The organism is Alkalimonas sp., from assembly GCF_020831925.1.
Taxonomy (GTDB): domain Bacteria; phylum Pseudomonadota; class Gammaproteobacteria; order Enterobacterales; family Alteromonadaceae; genus Alkalimonas.
The window spans coordinates 43,925-63,145 of record NZ_JAFIFQ010000003.1; the positions used below are offsets into that span (position 1 = coordinate 43,925).

The window sequence follows — 19,221 nt, forward strand, 5'->3', positions numbered from 1 at the left end:
GAGCATAGCTCTGGCTCTACTTGCGCAGCAATGTATTTAACTCATCAATCACTTCAGACCAATCGGCATCTTCCTTTAAAGACTCGGCAATAAAGCTGGCCTGACCAGGGCTCCAGAATGGCGCTTTCTCCAGCGGTACATGTTCGGCCAGGCGATGCTGGGCAATAAAAGCATCAATTGCTGCTTGATCGTTATCTAATCCGAGCTGGGCAAACAAAGTGGCTAGGCTATGTGTTGAGGTATCCATTGACATGTCTCCGTTAAAATCAGTTTGCCTTAAGGGTAGCGCATCAAAGTAGATTGGCAATTGCTAATTGCCCTGCTATGGTGATGAAAAAACAATCATAATAAGAATCAGGAATGCTATGTCGGTTGAACAATTAAATCATTTGCTGGTGCGTGAGCTGGAAGGACAGGAATTAAATGTCGCCGCTTCCATTTTGTATCAGTCTTACCACGATGACCCGCTTTTTATGACCATTTTTCAGGCCGAAAAAGCCGACTATGAAAAAAAGCTGCGGGCAGCCATTCGCGAAGAGCTGAGTGCCTTTTGGCAAAGTAGTCAAACCATTATAGGGCTGTTCCAGGCTGAGCAATTAATCGGTGCCGCTTGTCTGGTAAAAGCCACCTCAGGCCTGGGTGGCCATCGTTACTGGCACTGGCGACTAAAGATGTTATTGACAGCAGGTTATGTCTCTACCCGCCAGTTGCTGGAAAAAGAAGAACGTATTCACGCAGCCATGCCAGCTAAGGATTACCATATGCTAGCTTTTATTGCGGTATCCCCCAGGCATCAGCAGCTTGGCCTTGGTCATCACTTGCTGCGGGCGGTGGATCAGCTGGTCGATCAGGATAGTGAGTCTTCGGGCGTGGGGGTTTTTGTCACGCTGGAAAAGTATCTACCATTCTTTGGTGGTGATGCCTATCAAAGCGTGACTGAGCTTAGTTTTAATGCAGTACAGGGCAAGCTGTTGTTCCGGCCGCGTCAGTCAGGTGCAGCTTAAGGGCAAGGCATTAGCTAGCTTTGAAAGCCAGGTTAATGAGTAGGGAAGCTCTCTGGCAGCCGGTAAGCCGGTAAATCAAAAGCTGCGTACTGCAAGCCAGATAAGCTCAAAGTACCCTGATAGCGGCTCTCACCATCGCTGCTAAAATCAACGCCATAATGGGTCAGCCAGCGCAGCCGGCCCTGACGGCGCTCCAGCTTGTGATGAAGCCTGCCACAATCCAGATACTGCAACTGATGTTTTTTGCACAGGTGTCTGGCCAGCACAATAGCGCGCTCGTCCTGCTTGCGCTGCAACCAGAACAGATAACAAATCAATAGTAAGCCAATAATCAGCCAGGTGGTGGCCATCGATAGGGTCCAGAAACTAATACTGGCGCTTATGGTACTGACAAAACCAGTCACTGACAACAGACAGCCGTGGATGCCGGTGTTGATAAACTTATGCTAAGATCCGGCCAGAATCTTTTGCCACAGGAGTTGTGATGTCACAGCTGATTGTTGCTGCACTGCAGGAAATTAAAGCTGAGTTAAAAGCACTGGAGCTATGGAGCCCAGTGCCACCAAGCCCCGAGGCCATGGCAAGTACAGCGCCCTTTTGTTGCGACACCATGCCTTTTGAGCATTGGTTGCAATTTGTGTTGCTGCCACGCATGCAGGCTTTGCTGGATGGCGATCATCCATTGCCAGAGAAAGTCAGTATTTTGCCTATGGCCGAAGAAACACTGGCCAAGTATCCAGAGGATACCCGCTTATTGTTGTACTGGATAGGACGCTTTGATGCCTGCTTCCAGACTGATTGAAACGCCCGACATCACCGAACTGACCATTTTGTATCAGGATGAATGGCTGGTGGCGGTGGATAAACCGGCCGGTATGCTGGTGCACCGTTCCTTTTTGGACAAACACGAAAGCCGTTTTGTGATGCAGACGCTGCGCGATCAACTGGGCCAGCATGTGTTTCCGGTGCACCGACTGGACCGGCCTACCTCCGGTGTCTTGCTGTTTGCCCTATCCAGTGAGATAGCCAGGCTACTGAGTGAGCAAAATGCCAGCCAGCATTGGCACAAAGGCTATCTGGCCATAGTACGGGGTTATCTGGTGCAGGGTGGCACTCTGGATTACCCCTTAAAAGAGCAGCAGGATAAAATCGCCGATAAATTCAGCAGTTCGGATAAGGAAGCGCAAGCTGCAGTGACCGACTACCTGCCGCTGGCGCAGGTGGAGCTGCCGATCCCCGTGAGTCGCTACCCGGCGGCGCGTTACAGCCTGGTGGCGCTATCGCCTCGTACCGGGCGTAAACACCAGTTGCGGCGTCATCTGGCGCATTTGCGCCATCCTATCATTGGCGATACCAGCCATGGCGATGGCAAGCACAACCGTTTGTTTCGCGAGCATCTTGACTGCGCGCGTTTACTTTTGCTGGCGAAACAATTGATCCTGACCCACCCGATCAGCGGTACAAGGTTGTGTATCGAGGCTAGTCTGACCGAGTGGCAACCAATACTGCAGCAACTGGGTTGGCCCGAAGATGAAAGCTTTTATCGCCAGGCGTTGGCGACACTTTACAAGGAGCAAGCATGAACCGTATTGCCATTATCGTTGGCACCGTCTATGGCGGTGCTCAGTATGTTGCTGAGCAGGCCGAGCAGTTACTGACCGGGCGTGGTTATCTCTGTGGTTTGCACACCGAGCCAACACTGGATGCTGTTCTGGCAGAAGATCCTGATGTCTGGCTGGTGATCAGCTCAACCACAGGGCAGGGCGATATTCCGGACAATGCCTTGCCATTTTTCATTGATGCCCGGGATCGTTTTCCGCTTTTGACCGACAAAGTCATTGCGGTGATTGGCCTGGGGGATAGCAGCTACGACAATTTTTGTGGGGCCGGTAAGCAGTTTTACGAGTTGTTGCAGGAGCTGCAGGGCAAACCGCTGGCCGAGCCACTGTGGATCGATGCCTGCGAAACGCTGGAGCCGGAGACGGTAGCACTGCCCTGGCTGGAAGCGCACTTTCCAAAACTAAGCTAGCGCCTGGTGAGCTCGTTGTGACAGCACAGATACCATAAAGGCCAGTAATCACTGGCCTTTATGGTTTGCTTGGCTAATTAGCCTGGCTGTTGCTTTACTCTACATTGCGCAGCAGTGCATTGATGCCAACTTTAGCGCGGGTCTGGGCATCGACTTTCTTAACAATAATCGCCGCATACAGACTGTGGCTGCCGTCTTTGCTTGGCAGGCTGCCTGGTACTACCACAGCACCGGCTGGTACCCGGCCGTAGCTGACTTCACCGGTTTCTCGGTCATAAATACGGGTGCTCTGGCTGATGTACACCCCCATCGACAGCACGGCGCCTTCTTCAACAATCACCCCTTCCACCACTTCAGAGCGGGCACCGATAAAGCAGTTGTCTTCGATGATGGTTGGGTTGGCCTGCAGCGGCTCCAGCACACCACCGATACCAACACCGCCGGATAAATGCACGTTTTTACCGATCTGAGCGCAAGAGCCAACTGTGGCCCAGGTATCGACCATGGTGCCTTCGCCCACATAGGCGCCAATATTGACGTAAGACGGCATCAGCACGGCATTTTTGGCAATGTAGCTGCCTTTACGCACCGCCGCAGGTGGTACTACGCGAACACCTTCAGCGGCAAAGCGGGCAGCATCGTAGCCGGCGTACTTCATCGGTACCTTGTCGTAGAACTTGGTTTCACCGCCATCGAGCACTTCATTGTCATTGATACGAAACGACAGTAAGACGGCCTTTTTTAACCACTGATGCACCACCCATTCGCCCGCCAGCTTTTCGGCCACCCGGGCTTTGCCGCTGTCTAAAAGCTCCAGCGCTGCTTCAATAGCTGCTCGGTGTTCGGCCGAGACGGTGCTGGGCGTGATGGAGTCGCGCTGCTCAAATGCTTGTTCAATAATGGTTTTTAAATCTGCCATCTTGGGTTATCAACCTTCTGTTACGTGAGTTAAATGGTCAATCAAAGTCCGTTTCAACTGGCTTTGTTGGTCAAAATCAAGGGCGGTATCTTCTGCCGTTGAGACCATGAAAAAATCTTCTGCCCGCTCGCCCAAAGTGGTGATTTTGGCGGCGTGGATTTGAATGGCGCATTGCTGGAACACATCACCAATGCGGGCCAGCAAGCCGGGTGCATCCAGCGCGGCAATTTCTACCATGGTGCGGTTTTTGCTGTTGCCAGGTAAAAAGCTGACTTTCGGCGGTACATTGAACTGGCGCATCTGGCGCGACAGTTTCGAGTGACGTTGTGGCTCCACTTTACCGGCTATGGCCTGCTCCAGCGCGCGTTTGATGCTTTGTACCCGTGATGGCGAAGTCACTGGCTGGCCATTTTGCTCCAGCACCACAAAGGTATCCATCACATAGCCGTCTTTGTTGGTCATTATCTGGGCATCAAAAATGGCGACTTTTTTGCTATCAAGCGCCGAGACCAGCCGGGCGAATAAATTGGGCTGATCCGGCGTATAGACAAACACCTGGGTGCTGCCCCGAATGGGGGCCTTGCTCACCAGTACCAGGGGCTGTTTCGGCTCTTTGTGGCGCAGAATATGCTCGCAGTGCCAGACAATTTGCTTGGGGTTGTAGCGAATAAAGTAATCGGCCTTGATCCGGCTCCACAAATGCTGGATCTCGGTTTTGGTAAAGGCCTGGCGTTGCAGCAATCGCAGGGCTTCAGCCTGGTTCTCGCGGATTTGATCGCGCATATCCATCGGTTTTTCCAGGCCGCGGCGAAAGGCTTTTTGCGTCGACAGATACAGATCACGCAGCAAGGAGCCTTTCCAGTCGTTCCACAGGTTGTCGTTGGTAGCGCGAATATCGGCCAGCGTCAGACAATACAGGTAATTGAGCCGGGTTTCATCTCGTACTTTTTCAGCAAATTCGATGACAACCTGCGGATCATGAATGTCTTTGCGCTGAGCGGTGACCGACATCAGCAGGTGCTGCTCGACCAGCCAGCTGATCAGCTTGCTGTCAAAATCACTGAGTTTGTGCAGCCGGCAGAACTCTTTGGCATCCATAGCGCCGAGCTCGGAGTGATCGCCACCCCTGCCTTTGGCAATGTCGTGGAAAATGCCGGCCAGAAACAGCAGCTCGGGCTTTTCCATGCGTCGCACGATATCCGAGCACAGCGGGAATTCATTGTCGTACTCCGGCAGGGTATAGCGGTACAGGTTTTTCAGCAGCCGGTGGGTGTGCTCATCCACGGTATAGGCATGAAAGAGATCGAATTGCATCTGGCCAACAATATTGCGCCACTGCGGCAGGTAAGCTGCCAGAATGCCGTATTTGTGCATCAGAGTGATGGACGTATCCATACCACGTGGGTGACGCATCAGTGCCAGAAACAGCCGGCGACAGGCCTCGTAATCCTGCAGATCCCCCATTAAGCGGCGCCGCACCTGACGCAGCAAACGCAGTGTATCGGAGTGAATGCCAGTGATGTTGGAGTTGTTGGCAATGTGCCAGAACAGCTTAAGCAGATTGTCGCGTCTGGCAAACACACTGTTGTCCAGTGCTTTGATCAGGTGGCCATGCAGCTCAAAGCTATCATCCAGCGGCTGCACTTTGGCACTTTGATGGTTATTCAGAATGCTGCCTTCAAAATGCTGCAACAGCATTTCATTCAGCTCACTGACCCGCTGTACGGTGCGAAAAAACCGTTTCATCATGCGCTCAACGGTAGCTTTGCCATCGTTTCCAAAGCCTAGCCGCTCGGCTACTGCTGGCTGGTAGTCAAACAACAGCCGGTTTTCATTGCGGCCAGCCTCCAGATGCAAAGCAAAGCGCATCTGCCACAAATAAGCCTCGCACTCCATCAGCTCCTGGTACTCGTCTTCGGTTAGGTACTGATAAGCCACCAGTTCCCGCATGGTCCGGGTCTGAAAGTGCCGTTTAGCCACCCAGCCCACGGTCTGAATATCACGCAAACCGCCCGGGTTGGCTTTTAAGTTTGGCTCCAGGTTGTAGGCGGTGCCATGATACTGAGCATGACGCTGTTGCTGCTCGTGACGCTTGGCTTCAAAAAATTGTTGGCTGGTCCAAAAGTCCGTGGCATTGATTGCCTGATGCAGGCGCTCATACAGCGCTTTATTACCGAGCAAGCGGCGCATTTCCATCAGATTGGTGGCGATGGTGATGTCTTCTTTGCCGAGCTGCAGGGTTTCATCCAGCGTGCGGACACTGTGGCCAACTTCCAGCTTCAGGTCCCATAGCTGGGTAATAAATGCGGATAATTGGTCTTGCTGGGTGGCCGTTAATTGCTGTTCACTTAATATCAGCAGGTCAATATCTGAAAACGGATGCAGTTCGCCACGGCCATAACCGCCAACGGCAATTAGACACAGGGTGTTATCCTGATGAAGATCCTGTTGCTGCCACAAGGCCGCCAGCAATTGATCGATAAAGCGGGCTCTGGCTTTAACCAGGCTTTGCACCGACTGTTGCTCGAAAGCCAGCTCGGACCAGCGCAGAAATTCGGCCATATGCTTTTTGTAGCCATCCAGGCTGAACTGGCTGGGCCAGCTTTTTTGAAAAGCAACAGCTTCTTTCATGCGCTTTAGCTCCTGTCGGTTTATTCGGCGCTAACCATCCGCTCGATGGTATCGTCACTGCGCAGGGTCAAAATTTCACAGCCGGTTTCTGTTACCAGGATGGTGTGCTCGTATTGGGCCGACAGGCTGCGATCCTTGGTCACGACGGTCCAGTCGTCTTTGAGCAGCTTGCTATGACGGGCGCCGGCATTAATCATCGGCTCTATGGTCAGGCACATACCGGCTTTTAATACCTCACCGGTACCGGCTCGGCCATAGTGCAGTACTTGCGGCTCCTCATGAAACTCGGCGCCAATGCCATGACCACAATACTCACGAACCACCGAGTAACCGTGCTTTTCGGCGTGCTGCTGAATCACCTGGCCAATATCGCCCAGGCGGGCACCATCTTTCACCTTCTTGATGCCCAGGTACATGGCTTCCTGCGTTACTTTGATCAGCCGCGCAGCCAGAATGCTGGCTTCACCCACCACAAACATCCGTGAGGTATCGCCGTGATAGCCGTCTTTAATTACGGTGATATCGATATTAATGATATCACCGTCTTTCAGCGGTTTGTCATTTGGAATGCCGTGGCAGATGACATGGTTGACCGAGGTACAAATCGACTTTGGGAAACCGTGGTAATTGAGCGGGGCAGGAATGGCTTGCTGCACATTGACGATGTAATCGTGGCAGCGGCTGTTCAGGTCGTCTGTAGTCACGCCAGCGACCACATAAGGCTCAATCATTTCCAGCACCTCGGCTGCCAGACGGCCAGCCAGGCGCATTTTTTCGATTTCTTCCGGTGTTTTGATGATTGGGGGCATCCGGTCTCTCTCTGTGTCATAAACGGTGGCATAAAAATGCCACAAAGCGGGTATAATATTGTGTTTTACAGGTGGCTATGGTATAAAGCGCGCCGCAATTTAGCAAATAGCTTTGTGCTTTTCTTCAAAGTATTTCGTTATTGCTTATGCTGCGAAATGACAAATAACACACATACATCGGCACATGGGCCGGGGTGCCTGCACTATCCTGCACAATAAAGCGGGTTGGTAAGCGGGTCGGAACATGGGATGTATGGAGGCCTAACCCCTAAATTTAAGGTATTTTTATCATGGCAAAAGTTTCAATGCGTGACATGCTCCAGGCGGGTGTCCACTTCGGTCACCAAACCCGTTACTGGAACCCGAAAATGAAGCCGTTCATCTTCGGCGCGCGTAACAAAGTACATATCATCAACCTGGAAAAAACCGTTCCTTTGATGAATGACGCACTGAGCTTCATCCAACAGGTTTCTGCCAAGAAAGGCAAAATCCTGTTTGTTGGCACCAAGCGTGCAGCTTCTGAAGCCATTAAAGAAGCAGCAAAGAGCTGTGACCAGTACTACGTTGACCACCGCTGGTTGGGCGGCATGCTGACCAACTGGAAAACCGTTCGTCAGTCCATCAAGCGTCTGAAAGACCTGGAAGCACAAAGCCAGGACGGTACTTTCGACAAGCTGACCAAGAAAGAAGCGCTGGATCGTACCCGCGAAATGGACAAGCTGGAAAAGAGCCTGGGCGGTATCAAAGACATGGGCGGCTTGCCAGACGTTCTGTTCGTGATCGACGCTGACCATGAGCACATTGCCGTGAAAGAAGCTAACAACCTGGGTATCCCAGTTGTGGCTGTAGTAGATACCAACTCTGATCCAAAAGGCATCGACTACATCATTCCTGGTAACGATGACGCCATCCGTGCCATTCAGCTGTACCTGTCTGCTGTAAGCCAGGCAGTGAGCGAAGGCCGTAGCAACACCATCGAAGTTCAGGCGGAAGCTGAAGGTTTCGTCGAAGCTGAATAAGCTGTTGGCTCCCTGGGAGCTGAACTGACTAAGACATCAACAGAGGCTTCGGCCTCTGTTTGTTCAAACCGATTGATAACGAGGATACTCTGATGGCTGTAACTGCTGCCTTAGTAAAAGAACTGCGCGAGCGTACCGGCGCAGGCATGATGGATTGTAAGAAAGCTTTGGAAGAAACCAAAGGTGATATCGAAGCTGCGATTGATGAAATGCGTAAAAGCGGTCTGGCCAAAGCGGCTAAGAAAGCTGGTCGTGTTGCCGCTGAAGGCACCATTCTGACCCGCGTTGGTAATGGCTTCGGTGTTGCGGTTGAATTCAACTGTGAAACCGATTTCGTAGCACGTGACGGCAGCTTCCTGGCGTTCGCTAACAGCGTGGCAGACCTGGTTCACAGCAACAAAATTTTTGCTTTGGACGCTTTGCTGGCTACTGACCTGAATGGCAGCACCGTGGATGAAACCCGTGCCGCTTTGGTTGCTAAAATCGGCGAGAACATCAATGTTCGTCGTATCGCTGTGGTTGAAGGCGATACCATTGGTCAGTACGTGCACTCTGGCCGTATCGGTGTATTGGCTGTATTGAAAGGTGGTAACGAAGAGATCGCCAAAGACGTCGCCATGCACATTGCTGCGAACAACCCGGGCTTTGTTAAGCCAGAAGACGTGCCAGCCGATGTGGTAGAGCGTGAGCGCGCTATCCAGATCGAAATCGCAGTCAACAGTGGCAAGCCACAAGAAATCGCTGAGAAAATGGTTGCTGGTCGTATGGCCAAGTTTACCGGTGAAGTCAGCCTGACTGGTCAGCCGTTTGTGAAAGATCCGTCCATGTCGGTTGGTGATTTCTTAAAGCAAAACAGCGCTGATGCCGTTTCTTTCATTCGTCTGGAAGTCGGTGAAGGCATCGAGAAGAAAGAAGAAGACTTCGCCGCTGAAGTTGCCGCACAAATTGCCGCAGCCAAGAAGTAAATTTACGCTTTAGCCTCAGGGCAAAAAAAGCTAGAATAGCCGCGACCTCAGGTCGCGGTTTTTTTTTGGCAGGCTGCCAACAGAAAACCACCCTGTACAGCGGATAATCAGATGGAGCACGCATGAACCCGAAACCAGCATACCGACGCATATTACTGAAACTAAGCGGTGAAGCCCTGATGGGCGATGAAGGCTTTGGCATCGACCCCAAAGTGCTGGATCGGATGGCGCAGGAAATCAAAGAGATTGTCGAACTGGGTGTGCAGGTTGGCATCGTGATTGGTGGCGGCAATATTTTCCGTGGAGAAGGCCTGGCAAAAGCTGGTATGAACCGGGTGGTCGGGGATCATATGGGCATGCTGGCAACCGTCATGAACGGCTTGGCGATGCGCGATGCGTTGCACCGAGCTTATGTGAATGCCCGTATGATGAGTGCGGTACCGTTAAATGGTGTCTGCGATAACTACAGCTGGGCAGAAGCCATCAGCTTGTTGAAGTCTGGCCGGGTGGTGATTTTCTCTGCTGGTACCGGCAATCCATTTTTTACTACGGACTCTGCCGCCTGTCTGCGCGCTATCGAAATTGAAGCCGATGCAGTGTTAAAAGCTACCAAAGTTGATGGCGTTTACTCCGCGGATCCGGTGAAAGATCCGGCCGCGACTATGTACAGCACGCTAAGTTACAGCGAGGTGCTGGAAAAAGAATTGAAAGTGATGGATCTTGCGGCTTTTACGCTGGCGCGGGACCACAGTATGCCAATCCGGGTGTTTAATATGAACACGGCCGGAGCATTAAAACGGGTGGTGATGGGCGAGGTTGAAGGAACTCTGATCGACCACGCTGAGAATTTACAGTAAACTAGATCGAATTTACTGCATAAACAGCTGACTGCTTACAAGGATAACTTAAGTGATTAACGATATTATCAAAGACAGCAAAAGCCGGATGGAAAAAAGTGTTGATGCACTGAAATCTCAACTGTCCAAAGTTCGTACTGGCCGGGCACATCCCAGCCTGCTCGACAACATCATGGTGCCTTATTATGGCGCCGACACTCCATTGCGCCAGATGGCAAATGTCACAGTGGAGGATGCGCGTACTTTAACGCTGACGGTGTTTGATAAGAGCATTACGGCCGCGGTGGAAAAAGCCATCATCAACTCCGATCTGGGTTTAAACCCAATGAGTGCTGGCACCAACATCCGTATTCCTTTACCGCCATTGACCGAAGAGCGCCGTCGTGATTTGGTCAAAGTGGTAAAAGCAGAAGCTGAGCAAGGGCGGGTGGCTATTCGCAATATCCGCCGCGATGCCAACAACGATTTGAAAGCCTTGTTAAAAGACAAGGACATTACCGAAGATGATGAACGCCGGGCAACCGATGAAATTCAGAAACTAACCGATCTCTATGTCAAGCGGGTGGATGAAGTACTGGCCGACAAAGAAAAAGAACTAATGGAAGTTTAAGCCGGTCTTAGACTGATGGAACGCCGTGCTTGGTTATTTCACGGCGTTTTTTATTGATGCAGGGGTCGCATGTCCACACCGTCACAGCTGAACCAAAATGAGTTACCTCAGCATGTTGCCATTATTATGGATGGTAATGGCCGCTGGGCCAAGCAACAAGGAAAACCCCGGGTCTGGGGGCATAAGAAGGGAGCGGACGCGGTTCGACGTAGTGTACGGTTTTGTCGTGAGCTGGGTATTTCAGCCTTAACTTTGTTTGCTTTTAGTAGTGAGAACTGGCAACGACCGGCTGATGAAGTCAGCAGCCTGATGCAGTTGTTTATGCTGATGCTAAAAAGTGAAGTCAAGAACCTGCATAAAAATCAGGTGCGCTTACGTGTTTGTGGCGATTTGAGTGCTTTTGATGAAGCACTCCGAAAGCAAATTAAGGCGGCCGAAGCCTTAACCGCGGATAACCGGGCACTGACGCTAACCATAGCTGCCAATTATGGCGGCCGTTGGGATATTACTCACGCCGCCCGCCAACTAGCACAAGAAGTCAGTGCTGGTCGTTTGGCTGTCGATGCGATTGACGAACAGCGGATGGCTCAATATATTCAGTTGGCGGATTTGCCTGAACTGGATTTGCTGATCCGTACCGGTGGGGATGTTCGCATCAGTAATTTTTTACTGTGGCAAGCCGCCTATGCTGAACTTTGGTTCACTGATACCCTATGGCCGGACTTTGATCAGCAGGTTTTTGCGGAAGCTGTCGCTGCGTTTATCAGCCGTGAACGCCGTTTTGGTTGTACCTCGGAACAGGTTTGTGCTTTGGCGAGCCGCCAATCGAAAGGAACATAATTTGCTAAAACAACGCATAATAACAGCAGTTATCCTGGCACCACTGGCGCTGGCCGCCGTATTCTTTTTACCTTTACCTGCCTTTGCAGCTTTTGTTGCCGGAGCCTTTTTGTTAGGGGCCTGGGAATGGGGCAGCTTTTGTGGCCTAACCGGTAGCCGAAAGCGTTGGGGTTTTGTCGCCTTAACTGCTGTTCTAATGCTAGCTACCTATGTGCTGCTGCCTGCTGGCCTGAACTGGCCTTATACCGGTTCTGCACTGATTTTTGCCGTGTTGGCGGCTGGTATTTTGTGGTGGGGCTTGGCTGTGGTGCTGGTGGTGAGCTTTCCTGCAAGCCAGCCGTTTTGGTCACAGCAACTTTGGTTGCGTGCCTTGATGGGGCTTCTTACTTTGGTGCCGGCCTGGCTGGCCATTGTGCTGGTGCGCAGTGTTGGCATCGAGGTCAACCCCTATGCGGGTGCCTGGCTTATTTGTGGCTTACTGGCGCTGGTGTGGGCCGCCGATATCGGCGGCTATCTGGTGGGTAAGCCTTTTGGCCGCACCAAGTTGATGCCTAAAGTCAGCCCGGGCAAAACCATTGAAGGCATGTTGGGTGGCCTTGGCATGGTCTTTTTGCTGTTGGCGGCTTTTTGCTGGTATTTAGGCTGGCCGGAGCAAAGCCCGGTGCTTTTTGTCGCTGCTTTTGTCCTCACTACGTTATCCGTCTTTGGTGATTTGACCGAAAGCATGTTAAAGCGGGTGGCTGGGGTGAAAGACAGTGGCCGGATGCTGCCAGGACATGGTGGTATTTTGGATCGGATTGACAGCCTAACGGCAACAGCACCGCTTTACGCCTTGCTGGTCGCCTTATTGGGTGGTTTTTACTAGATGCAGCAACTGGTGATCTTGGGAGCCACTGGCTCCATCGGGCAAAGTACTTTGAAAGTGGCGGCAGAGCATCCAGAGCGTTTTGCTGTGCTGGCATTGACAGCGCATCGCTCGGTCAATGCCATGCTGCAACTTTGCCTGCGTTTTCAACCGCGCTTTGCCGTGATGTCGGATCACACAGCGGCCTTAGAGTTGCAGCAGCGATTACAGGCAGTGCAAAGCAATACGGAAGTGCTGGCTGGTGAGCAGGCACTTTGTGATATAGCGGCGCACCCGGATGCAGACATGGTGATGGCTGCCATTGTCGGAGCCGCTGGTTTGTTACCCACTTTGGCTGCTGTCAAGGCAGCTAAAACAGTTCTGTTGGCAAACAAAGAAGCACTGGTGATGGCTGGGGCTTTTTTTATGCAACAAGTGCGACAAAGTGGTGCCCGGTTATTGCCGATTGATAGTGAGCACAATGCTATTTTCCAATGTTTGCCTGCGACGTTGCAGCAGGCCGTCTGTAAGCACCAATTGCATGCTGATAGCCTGCAACAACAGAGCATCAGTAAAATCATACTGACAGCCAGTGGCGGGCCTTTTTTACAGAAACCGCTTGATGAGTTTGCTCAGATTACACCCGCTCAGGCAGTAGCCCATCCGAACTGGGACATGGGTCAGAAAATATCTGTCGACAGTGCCACTATGATGAACAAAGGACTGGAGCTGATTGAAGCTCATTGGTTGTTTCAGTGTCCGGTTGAACAGATTGAGGTGGTGATCCACCCGCAGAGTGTGATTCATTCCATGGTACAGTATCAGGATGGATCGGTGATTGCGCAGCTTGGACAGCCTGATATGTGCACGCCCATCGCCTATGCTATGGCGTACCCTGAACGAGTCAGAACTCAGGTGCCGCCATTGGACTTTAGCACACTGACCGCACTGACATTCTCAAAAGCAGAGCAGGCGCGCTTCCCCAATCTCTATTTGGCGATTGATGCCTGTCGCTATGGTCAAGCCGCCACTACCGCATTGAATGCCGCCAACGAAGTGGCGGTAGCAGCATTTCTTGCCGGACGGCTGCGTTTTGATCAAATCGCACTGGTCAATGCTGATGTACTGGAGCAACTCGCAACAGCACAAGCAACAGAGCTAGAGGCTATTCTGGCGTTGGATCAACAGGCCAGAAAGGCCACCGAGCAATTCATCATAAGGCAACTGGCATGAGCGCGCTTATCTGGAATATTGCTAGTTTTGTGATTGCCCTGGGCATTCTGATTACCGTGCACGAGTTTGGTCACTTTTGGGTGGCACGAAGAAACGGTGTCTTGGTCAAACGGTTTTCCATCGGCTTTGGTAAGGCTTTATTTCGTTGGCGCGATCGGCAAGGGACCGAGTTTGTGGTGGCGATGATCCCGCTTGGCGGCTATGTTCGCATGCTGGATGATCGTTTTGACCCTGTGTTGCCGCAATTTAAAGATCTGGCTTTTAACCAGAAAACCGTGCAGCAGCGCATGGCCATCATCGTTGCTGGCCCTATGGCCAACTTTATTTTTGCCATCTTCGTACTCTGGTTGATGTACATGATAGGTGTACCGGAAGCTAAGCCAGTTATTGCCGATGTGCGAGCGGGCTCTATTGCGGCCCATGCCGAACTTCGGCCAGACTACCAGATAACAGCAGTGAATGGCCGCACGGCAGCAGATGTCCGCACACTGAACTTGTTGCTGGTAGAACAGCTTGGGCGTAACCAGATGACGCTGCAGCTGGAACACCGGCAAAGTGGCCAGCGTGCCGAACGCCAGCTCGATACCCGCCAGTGGCAGTTTGACCCGGATCGGCAAACGATCTTTGATAGCCTGGGTATTGATTTGATGATGCCAACACCATTGACGACTTTGGCTCATATTGAGCCGGGTTCTCCGGCTGAGCAAGCAGGCTTGGAAGTTGGTGATGAAATTACTCATGTTGATAATTCGTCGTTGCAAAACTGGTATCAGTTAACTGAATGGATACAAAATAATCCATCCAGGCCCCTTGACATACGCATTCTGCGGCAAGGCCAGTCACTGGCCTTGACAGTAGTACCCGGAGAACGGCAAACTGCCGATGGCTTTACGCAGGGCTATCTTGGGATAGTACCGGCAAGCAGTGGCTGGCCTGAAGGAATACGCTATACCAAGCGGCACAACCCACTGACTGCATTGCAAGTTGGGGTGGAGCAAACCTGGCAGTTAACCCGGCTTAGCTTTAGCATGATTGGCAAGTTTATCTTTGGCGATGTCTCAGTGCGGCATTTAAGTGGACCTATTTCCATTGCCCAGGGCGCAGGGACTACCGCCAGTATTGGGCTGATTGCATTTTTGACCTTTCTGGCCTTGATTAGCGTCAACCTTGGGGTCATCAATTTATTGCCTTTGCCAATTTTGGATGGCGGGCACTTAATGTACATGGTTGTTGAACTAATACGTGGCAAACCGGTCTCTGAAAAGGCGCAGGAGATAGGTTTTCGGATAGGGGCCATGGTTCTTCTGCTGTTGATGGGAATTGCGCTACTCAACGATATTTCTCGTTTGTAATCACTAATCAAAAGTTGTTCACAGAATGATAATGAAACGATTGGCAGCTGCCATGCTGCTTGCTGGAATCAGTCACACCATCCATGCAGATGAACCCTTTGTGGTGCAGGATATTCAGGTCGAAGGTTTGCAGCGAGTTGCTTTAGGTGCAGCTCTGAATAACATTCCTTTCAGTATTGGTGACTCGGTGACAGAGTACACCTTGTCCCGAAGCATTAAGACGCTGTTTTCTGCCGGCCATTTTGATGACATCCGCGTGCTGCGTGATGGCAATGCGGTGATCTACCGCTTGAAAGAGCGGCCAACAATTAACAGTATTGAGTTTGATGGCAATAAAGACATCAAAGATGATCAGCTGAATGAAAGTTTAACGGCGCAGCGTATTCAGGTTGGCGAACCTTTGGATCGCACCATTTTACGCAGTGTTGAAAATGGTCTAACCGAGTTTTACCACGGCGTGGGCAAATACCAGGCTAATGTGGAAGTAGAGCTGGTGTATTTACCGCGTAACAGGGTCAACGTCAAAATTAAGTTCGATGAAGGCGATGCTGCATCGGTTCGGCAGATCAATATCGTTGGTAACGAAGTGTTTGATAATGACACCTTGTTAAGCGTGTTTGAATCCGGCCAGGATAAACCATGGTGGCGTTTTTTGTCCTCTGATCGTTATCAGAAGCAAACGCTGCAAGGCGACTTTGAACGTGTGCAAAGTTACTACCTGGACCGCGGTTATCTGCGCTTCAGCATCGACTCGTCGCAGGTCTCGGTTAGTCCGGATAAGTCGTCAGTTTATGTCACATTGAATGTGACTGAAGGCGAGCAGTATACCGTGACAGGGGTACGTTTTGCCGGTGACTTGATCGGTCAGGATGCTCTGATTGAACGCATCGTGCCTATTCGTCCAGGCGAGCTCTACAATGGCGCTTTGGTGACCTTTACCGAAGAAACCATCAGCCGGGTCTTAGCTCGTTTTGGGTATGCCAACTCTCGCGTTACCACCATTCCTGATATCAACGACGATACCAAAGAAGTTGAGTTGACCATCAATGTGGACCCGGGTAAACGCATCTATGTGCGCCGCATTGATATTGCTGGTAACTCTAATACCAAAGATGAAGTGTTCCGTCGTGAGCTTCGCCAACTTGAAGGTGGTTGGTTGTCGAACGATGCGTTGGAACTGTCCAAGCAGCGTATTCAGCGCTTGCCTTATGTTGAGCGCATTGAGTTTGAAACTCGCGATGTGCCGGGTATAGAAGATCAGGTGGATATCACCTTCAATGTGCGCGAGCAGCCATCCGGCAGTTTTAATGCGGGCATTTCGTATGGTGACTTCCAGGGGCTTGCTTTCCAGATTGGTGTCGAACAAACCAACTTTATGGGTTCTGGTAACAGTGCCGGTATCAATTTAAATACCAATAAGTACCAGAAAACAGTGTCACTCAATTACAACAATCCTTACTTCACGTTGGATGGGGTAAGCTTAGGTGGCCAAGTATTTTACACCAAAACGGATTACAGCAGCTTAAGCTCGAATCTGGAAGCGTACCGTCAGACACGCTATGGCATTGGTACCTCCATGGGTATTCCAATCAACGAGTACAATCGATTGAATTTTGGTGCATCCATCAGTGTGAATGATCTGAGCTTACTGCAGGATTACGATCAGCTGCGCCACTTCAAGAATGTGTTGCTGGATGGCAATGATCCGGATGGGCGTTTAAAGTACATCAACTATGAGCTGACAGCAGGCTGGGTACAAAGTACTCTGAACCGCGGCTTGTTCCCGACCGCTGGCCACTATTTTGGTTTAAATGGCCGGGTTTCTACACCAAACTCCGATCTACAGTTCTTTAAGACCACTTTTGAAGCGCGTAAATACATCCCGCTCAGTCGTGATCATAGCTGGACCTTTATGAGTAAGCTCGAACTTGGTTACGGCAATGGGTATGGTAGCCGAAATGGCTATGATTACACCTTGCCTTTTAATGAGAACTTTACTGCGGGTGGTTACAACATCCGTGGTTTCGAGCACAGGATTATTGGTCCACGTGCTGTCTTCCGGATCCCAACGTCAATCCCTGGCTTGCCCGATCCAATTGGTGGCGGCAGTGGTAATTTACCGGGTGACCCGTCCAATGACCGTTACAGTGTATCGCAACGCTCGATTGGTGGTAATGCCATGGCGGTTGCTACGCTGGAGCTGATCACGCCGACACCTTTTGTTGGTGAAGACAATCGCAACTCGGTTCGAACCAGTGTTTTCATTGATGCCGGTAACGTCTGGGATACGGAGTTTGATTTCAATCGCTATGCCAGCCTAACACAGCAGCGTCAATTTGATCGTGAACCGCTGTTGGCAGATTACTCAGATCCGTCTATGATCCGGGTCAGTACCGGTGTATCCTTGCAATGGATTTCACCGATGGGTCCTCTGACCTTCAGTCTTGCCAAGATCATCAATAAATACGATGGTGACTTGCAGGAAAACTTTAGTTTTAATATTGGTGCTACTTTCTGAACATTGAGAACAAAGGATGATGACCTTGAAAAATTTATTTGTTAAAACCGCTGCAACTTTGGTTTTTGGTGCTTTTTTGTTAGGGGCAACGGCTGCTCATGCTGCAAAAATTGCGTTTGTAGATGTGCAGGCGATTGCCAGCCAGTTGCCACAGGCGCAGCAGATTCAGGAAACTATTATGGCTGAGTTTGGCGAGCGCATTGAAGCGATTGGCCAGCTGGAGCGCGATATCAACTTCAATGTTGAAAAAATTCGTCGTGATGGTCCGACCATGAGTGAAGCTGAACAGCAGCGTCTGGCTGAAACCATCCAGCAACAGCAAATTCAGTACGAGCAAATGGCGCGTCCATTGGACGAGCAAATGCGTCAGCGTCAGGCTGAAGAGCGCAACAAGCTGCTTGCTGTGATCAAAAACGCTATCGATAAAGTAGCCGAGCAAGGTAACTACGACATCGTGCTGAACTCTGGTGCAGCCGTCTATGCCAAAGACAGCTACGATATTTCAGCGGCTGTTGTTCGTCAAATTCAAAGCGGCAACTAAATGAAAAGTTGGACCGCCCTGCAATTAGCTCAGCATCTCGATGCTGAGCTAATTGGTTCTGAAGAGCTGCAAATAGGCAGCGTTGGCACTTTAGAGCGGGCCCGGCCTGATCAGGTCAGTTTCCTCTCTAATCCAAAACTCAAGCATTTACTGACGGACTGCCAGGCTGGCCTCTTATTGCTGCGCGCTGAAGATAAAGCGATGTGGCCAGGAGCCGCCCTTTTGGTTGCCGATCCTTATGTTGCATTTGCCAAGCTTGCTCAATTACTGGACTCCACACCGCCAGCGGCTTTAGGAATACATCCTACCGCTCAGATTGATGCTGGCGCAACCCTTGGTAAAGGGGTGTCGGTTGGCCCTTATGCTGTTATTTCAGCCGGAGCGGTGATTGGCGATGATGTGGAAGTGGGTGCTCACACTTTTATTGGTGAAGCTGCTCGCCTTGGCGCTGGTTGCCGGATTTGGCCCAATGTCAGCATTTACCATCGCGTAGAGCTTGGTAGCAACTGCATTGTGCACAGTGGTGCTGTATTGGGAGCCGATGGCTTTGGTTTTGCCAATGAGCGCGGGCGATGGTTGAAAATACCTCAGGTTGGTACTGTGCTAATTGGTGATGATTGTGAAATCGGCGCTCAGACCTGTATTGACCGTGGTGCAATTGAAAATACAGTGATAGGCAATAATGTCATTATTGACAACCTGTGTCAGATAGCACACAACGTGCGGATAGGCGATCATACCGCTATCGCCGGATCTACCACCATTGCTGGTAGTGCCATTATTGGTCGTTATTGCATCATCGGTGGTGCAGCGGTTATTAACGGTCATATTGAGATCTGTGATGGCGCGCAAATCAGTGGTATGGCCATGCTAATGAAGCCCGTAACGGAAAAAGGCGTCTATACTTCAGGCATACCAGCCACTACCAATGCAGAATGGCGGAAAAATACGGCACGTTTGCGAAAAATAGATCAGCTGTATCAACGCGTCAAAGATCTTGAGCAACAGCTGGCAGACAGCAAGACAACTGACAAGCAAGCATAAAGACAA

The 19,221-nt window shown here is 51.0% G+C and carries 20 protein-coding genes; 15 read left to right on the plus strand and 5 right to left on the minus strand.

The genetic code is table 11. The annotated features are described in order from the left end of the window. Window positions 1-16 precede the first annotated feature (16 nt). Window positions 17-247 carry a DUF2789 domain-containing protein gene (locus tag JJU14_RS01865; protein ID WP_228610902.1) on the minus strand — a complete coding sequence of 77 codons (231 nt, stop codon included), beginning with the start codon at window positions 245-247 and terminating at the stop codon, window positions 17-19. 118 nt (window positions 248-365) lie between these two features. Between JJU14_RS01865 and JJU14_RS01870 the strand changes: the two genes are divergently transcribed. Beyond that, window positions 366-1,004, plus strand: a complete 639-nt coding sequence (locus JJU14_RS01870) for a GNAT family N-acetyltransferase (protein ID WP_228610903.1) — start codon at window positions 366-368, stop codon at window positions 1,002-1,004. 32 nt (window positions 1,005-1,036) lie between these two features. On the opposite strand, the gene JJU14_RS01875 is transcribed toward JJU14_RS01870, so the two are convergent. Further along, the gene (locus tag JJU14_RS01875; RefSeq protein ID WP_228610904.1) at window positions 1,037-1,354 is read right to left on the minus strand and encodes a DUF3301 domain-containing protein; all 318 of its coding nucleotides are present in this window, start codon (window positions 1,352-1,354) and stop codon (window positions 1,037-1,039) included. 134 nt (window positions 1,355-1,488) lie between these two features. On the opposite strand from JJU14_RS01875, the gene JJU14_RS01880 reads away from it, so the two are divergent. Genes JJU14_RS01880 through JJU14_RS01890 form a run of 3 tightly spaced genes read left to right on the plus strand, consistent with a single transcriptional unit; the run spans window position 1,489 to window position 3,033 of the window. Next, window positions 1,489-1,806, plus strand: a complete 318-nt coding sequence (locus JJU14_RS01880; protein ID WP_228610905.1) for a YqcC family protein — start codon at window positions 1,489-1,491, stop codon at window positions 1,804-1,806. Further along, window positions 1,784-2,587, plus strand: coding sequence for a tRNA pseudouridine(65) synthase TruC (gene truC / locus JJU14_RS01885; RefSeq protein ID WP_228610906.1), 804 nt, complete (start codon window positions 1,784-1,786; stop codon window positions 2,585-2,587). Before JJU14_RS01880 ends, truC begins: the two co-directional genes overlap by 23 nt. Then, window positions 2,584-3,033, plus strand: a complete 450-nt coding sequence (locus JJU14_RS01890; protein WP_228610907.1) for a flavodoxin — start codon at window positions 2,584-2,586, stop codon at window positions 3,031-3,033. Before truC ends, JJU14_RS01890 begins: the two co-directional genes overlap by 4 nt. Before the next feature lie 94 nt (window positions 3,034-3,127). Here the strand turns inward: JJU14_RS01890 and dapD are convergent, their stop codons facing one another. From dapD to map, 3 genes are read right to left on the minus strand one after another with little or no spacing between them, the layout of a single operon-like run. Then, a complete protein-coding gene (gene dapD, locus JJU14_RS01895) occupies window positions 3,128-3,952 on the minus strand; it encodes a 2,3,4,5-tetrahydropyridine-2,6-dicarboxylate N-succinyltransferase (RefSeq protein ID WP_228610908.1) in 825 nt (274 codons plus the stop codon). A gap of 9 nt (window positions 3,953-3,961) precedes the next feature. After that, window positions 3,962-6,583 carry a [protein-PII] uridylyltransferase gene (gene glnD / locus JJU14_RS01900; RefSeq protein ID WP_228610909.1) on the minus strand — a complete coding sequence of 874 codons (2,622 nt, stop codon included), beginning with the start codon at window positions 6,581-6,583 and terminating at the stop codon, window positions 3,962-3,964. A gap of 20 nt (window positions 6,584-6,603) precedes the next feature. After that, the gene (gene map / locus JJU14_RS01905; protein ID WP_228610910.1) at window positions 6,604-7,392 is read right to left on the minus strand and encodes a type I methionyl aminopeptidase; all 789 of its coding nucleotides are present in this window, start codon (window positions 7,390-7,392) and stop codon (window positions 6,604-6,606) included. A 290-nt stretch (window positions 7,393-7,682) separates the two neighbouring features. On the opposite strand from map, the gene rpsB reads away from it, so the two are divergent. From rpsB to lpxD, 11 genes are all read left to right on the plus strand, one after another. Next, window positions 7,683-8,411 carry a 30S ribosomal protein S2 gene (rpsB, locus tag JJU14_RS01910; protein ID WP_091344655.1) on the plus strand — a complete coding sequence of 243 codons (729 nt, stop codon included), beginning with the start codon at window positions 7,683-7,685 and terminating at the stop codon, window positions 8,409-8,411. 92 nt (window positions 8,412-8,503) lie between these two features. Next, complete coding sequence (gene tsf / locus JJU14_RS01915) at window positions 8,504-9,376, plus strand: translation elongation factor Ts (protein ID WP_228610911.1); 873 nt, start codon at window positions 8,504-8,506, stop codon at window positions 9,374-9,376. Window positions 9,377-9,498: 122 nt separating this feature from the next. Then, window positions 9,499-10,233: a UMP kinase gene (gene pyrH / locus JJU14_RS01920; protein WP_091344651.1), complete on the plus strand. Its 735-nt coding sequence runs from the start codon at window positions 9,499-9,501 to the stop codon at window positions 10,231-10,233. A gap of 52 nt (window positions 10,234-10,285) precedes the next feature. Further along, complete coding sequence (gene frr / locus JJU14_RS01925; protein ID WP_091344650.1) at window positions 10,286-10,843, plus strand: ribosome recycling factor; 558 nt, start codon at window positions 10,286-10,288, stop codon at window positions 10,841-10,843. Window positions 10,844-10,912: 69 nt separating this feature from the next. Next, window positions 10,913-11,683, plus strand: coding sequence for a polyprenyl diphosphate synthase (uppS, locus tag JJU14_RS01930; protein WP_228610912.1), 771 nt, complete (start codon window positions 10,913-10,915; stop codon window positions 11,681-11,683). A gap of 1 nt (window position 11,684) precedes the next feature. Continuing rightward, window positions 11,685-12,548: a phosphatidate cytidylyltransferase gene (locus tag JJU14_RS01935; RefSeq protein ID WP_228610913.1), complete on the plus strand. Its 864-nt coding sequence runs from the start codon at window positions 11,685-11,687 to the stop codon at window positions 12,546-12,548. After that, entirely contained in the window at window positions 12,549-13,760 is a 1,212-nt protein-coding gene (ispC, locus tag JJU14_RS01940) for a 1-deoxy-D-xylulose-5-phosphate reductoisomerase (RefSeq protein ID WP_228610914.1), read from the plus strand. Then, window positions 13,757-15,112, plus strand: coding sequence for a sigma E protease regulator RseP (gene rseP / locus JJU14_RS01945; protein WP_228610915.1), 1,356 nt, complete (start codon window positions 13,757-13,759; stop codon window positions 15,110-15,112). The genes ispC and rseP overlap by 4 nt, the downstream gene beginning before the upstream one ends. 31 nt (window positions 15,113-15,143) lie before the next feature. Next, a complete protein-coding gene (gene bamA / locus JJU14_RS01950) occupies window positions 15,144-17,630 on the plus strand; it encodes an outer membrane protein assembly factor BamA (protein WP_228610916.1) in 2,487 nt (828 codons plus the stop codon). Between the two features lie 19 nt (window positions 17,631-17,649). Continuing rightward, window positions 17,650-18,171 (plus strand): OmpH family outer membrane protein, encoded by a 522-nt coding sequence (locus JJU14_RS01955; protein WP_091344641.1) that lies wholly within the window; start codon window positions 17,650-17,652, stop codon window positions 18,169-18,171. Next, window positions 18,172-19,215 carry a UDP-3-O-(3-hydroxymyristoyl)glucosamine N-acyltransferase gene (gene lpxD / locus JJU14_RS01960; RefSeq protein WP_228610917.1) on the plus strand — a complete coding sequence of 348 codons (1,044 nt, stop codon included), beginning with the start codon at window positions 18,172-18,174 and terminating at the stop codon, window positions 19,213-19,215. Window positions 19,216-19,221 lie beyond the last annotated feature (6 nt).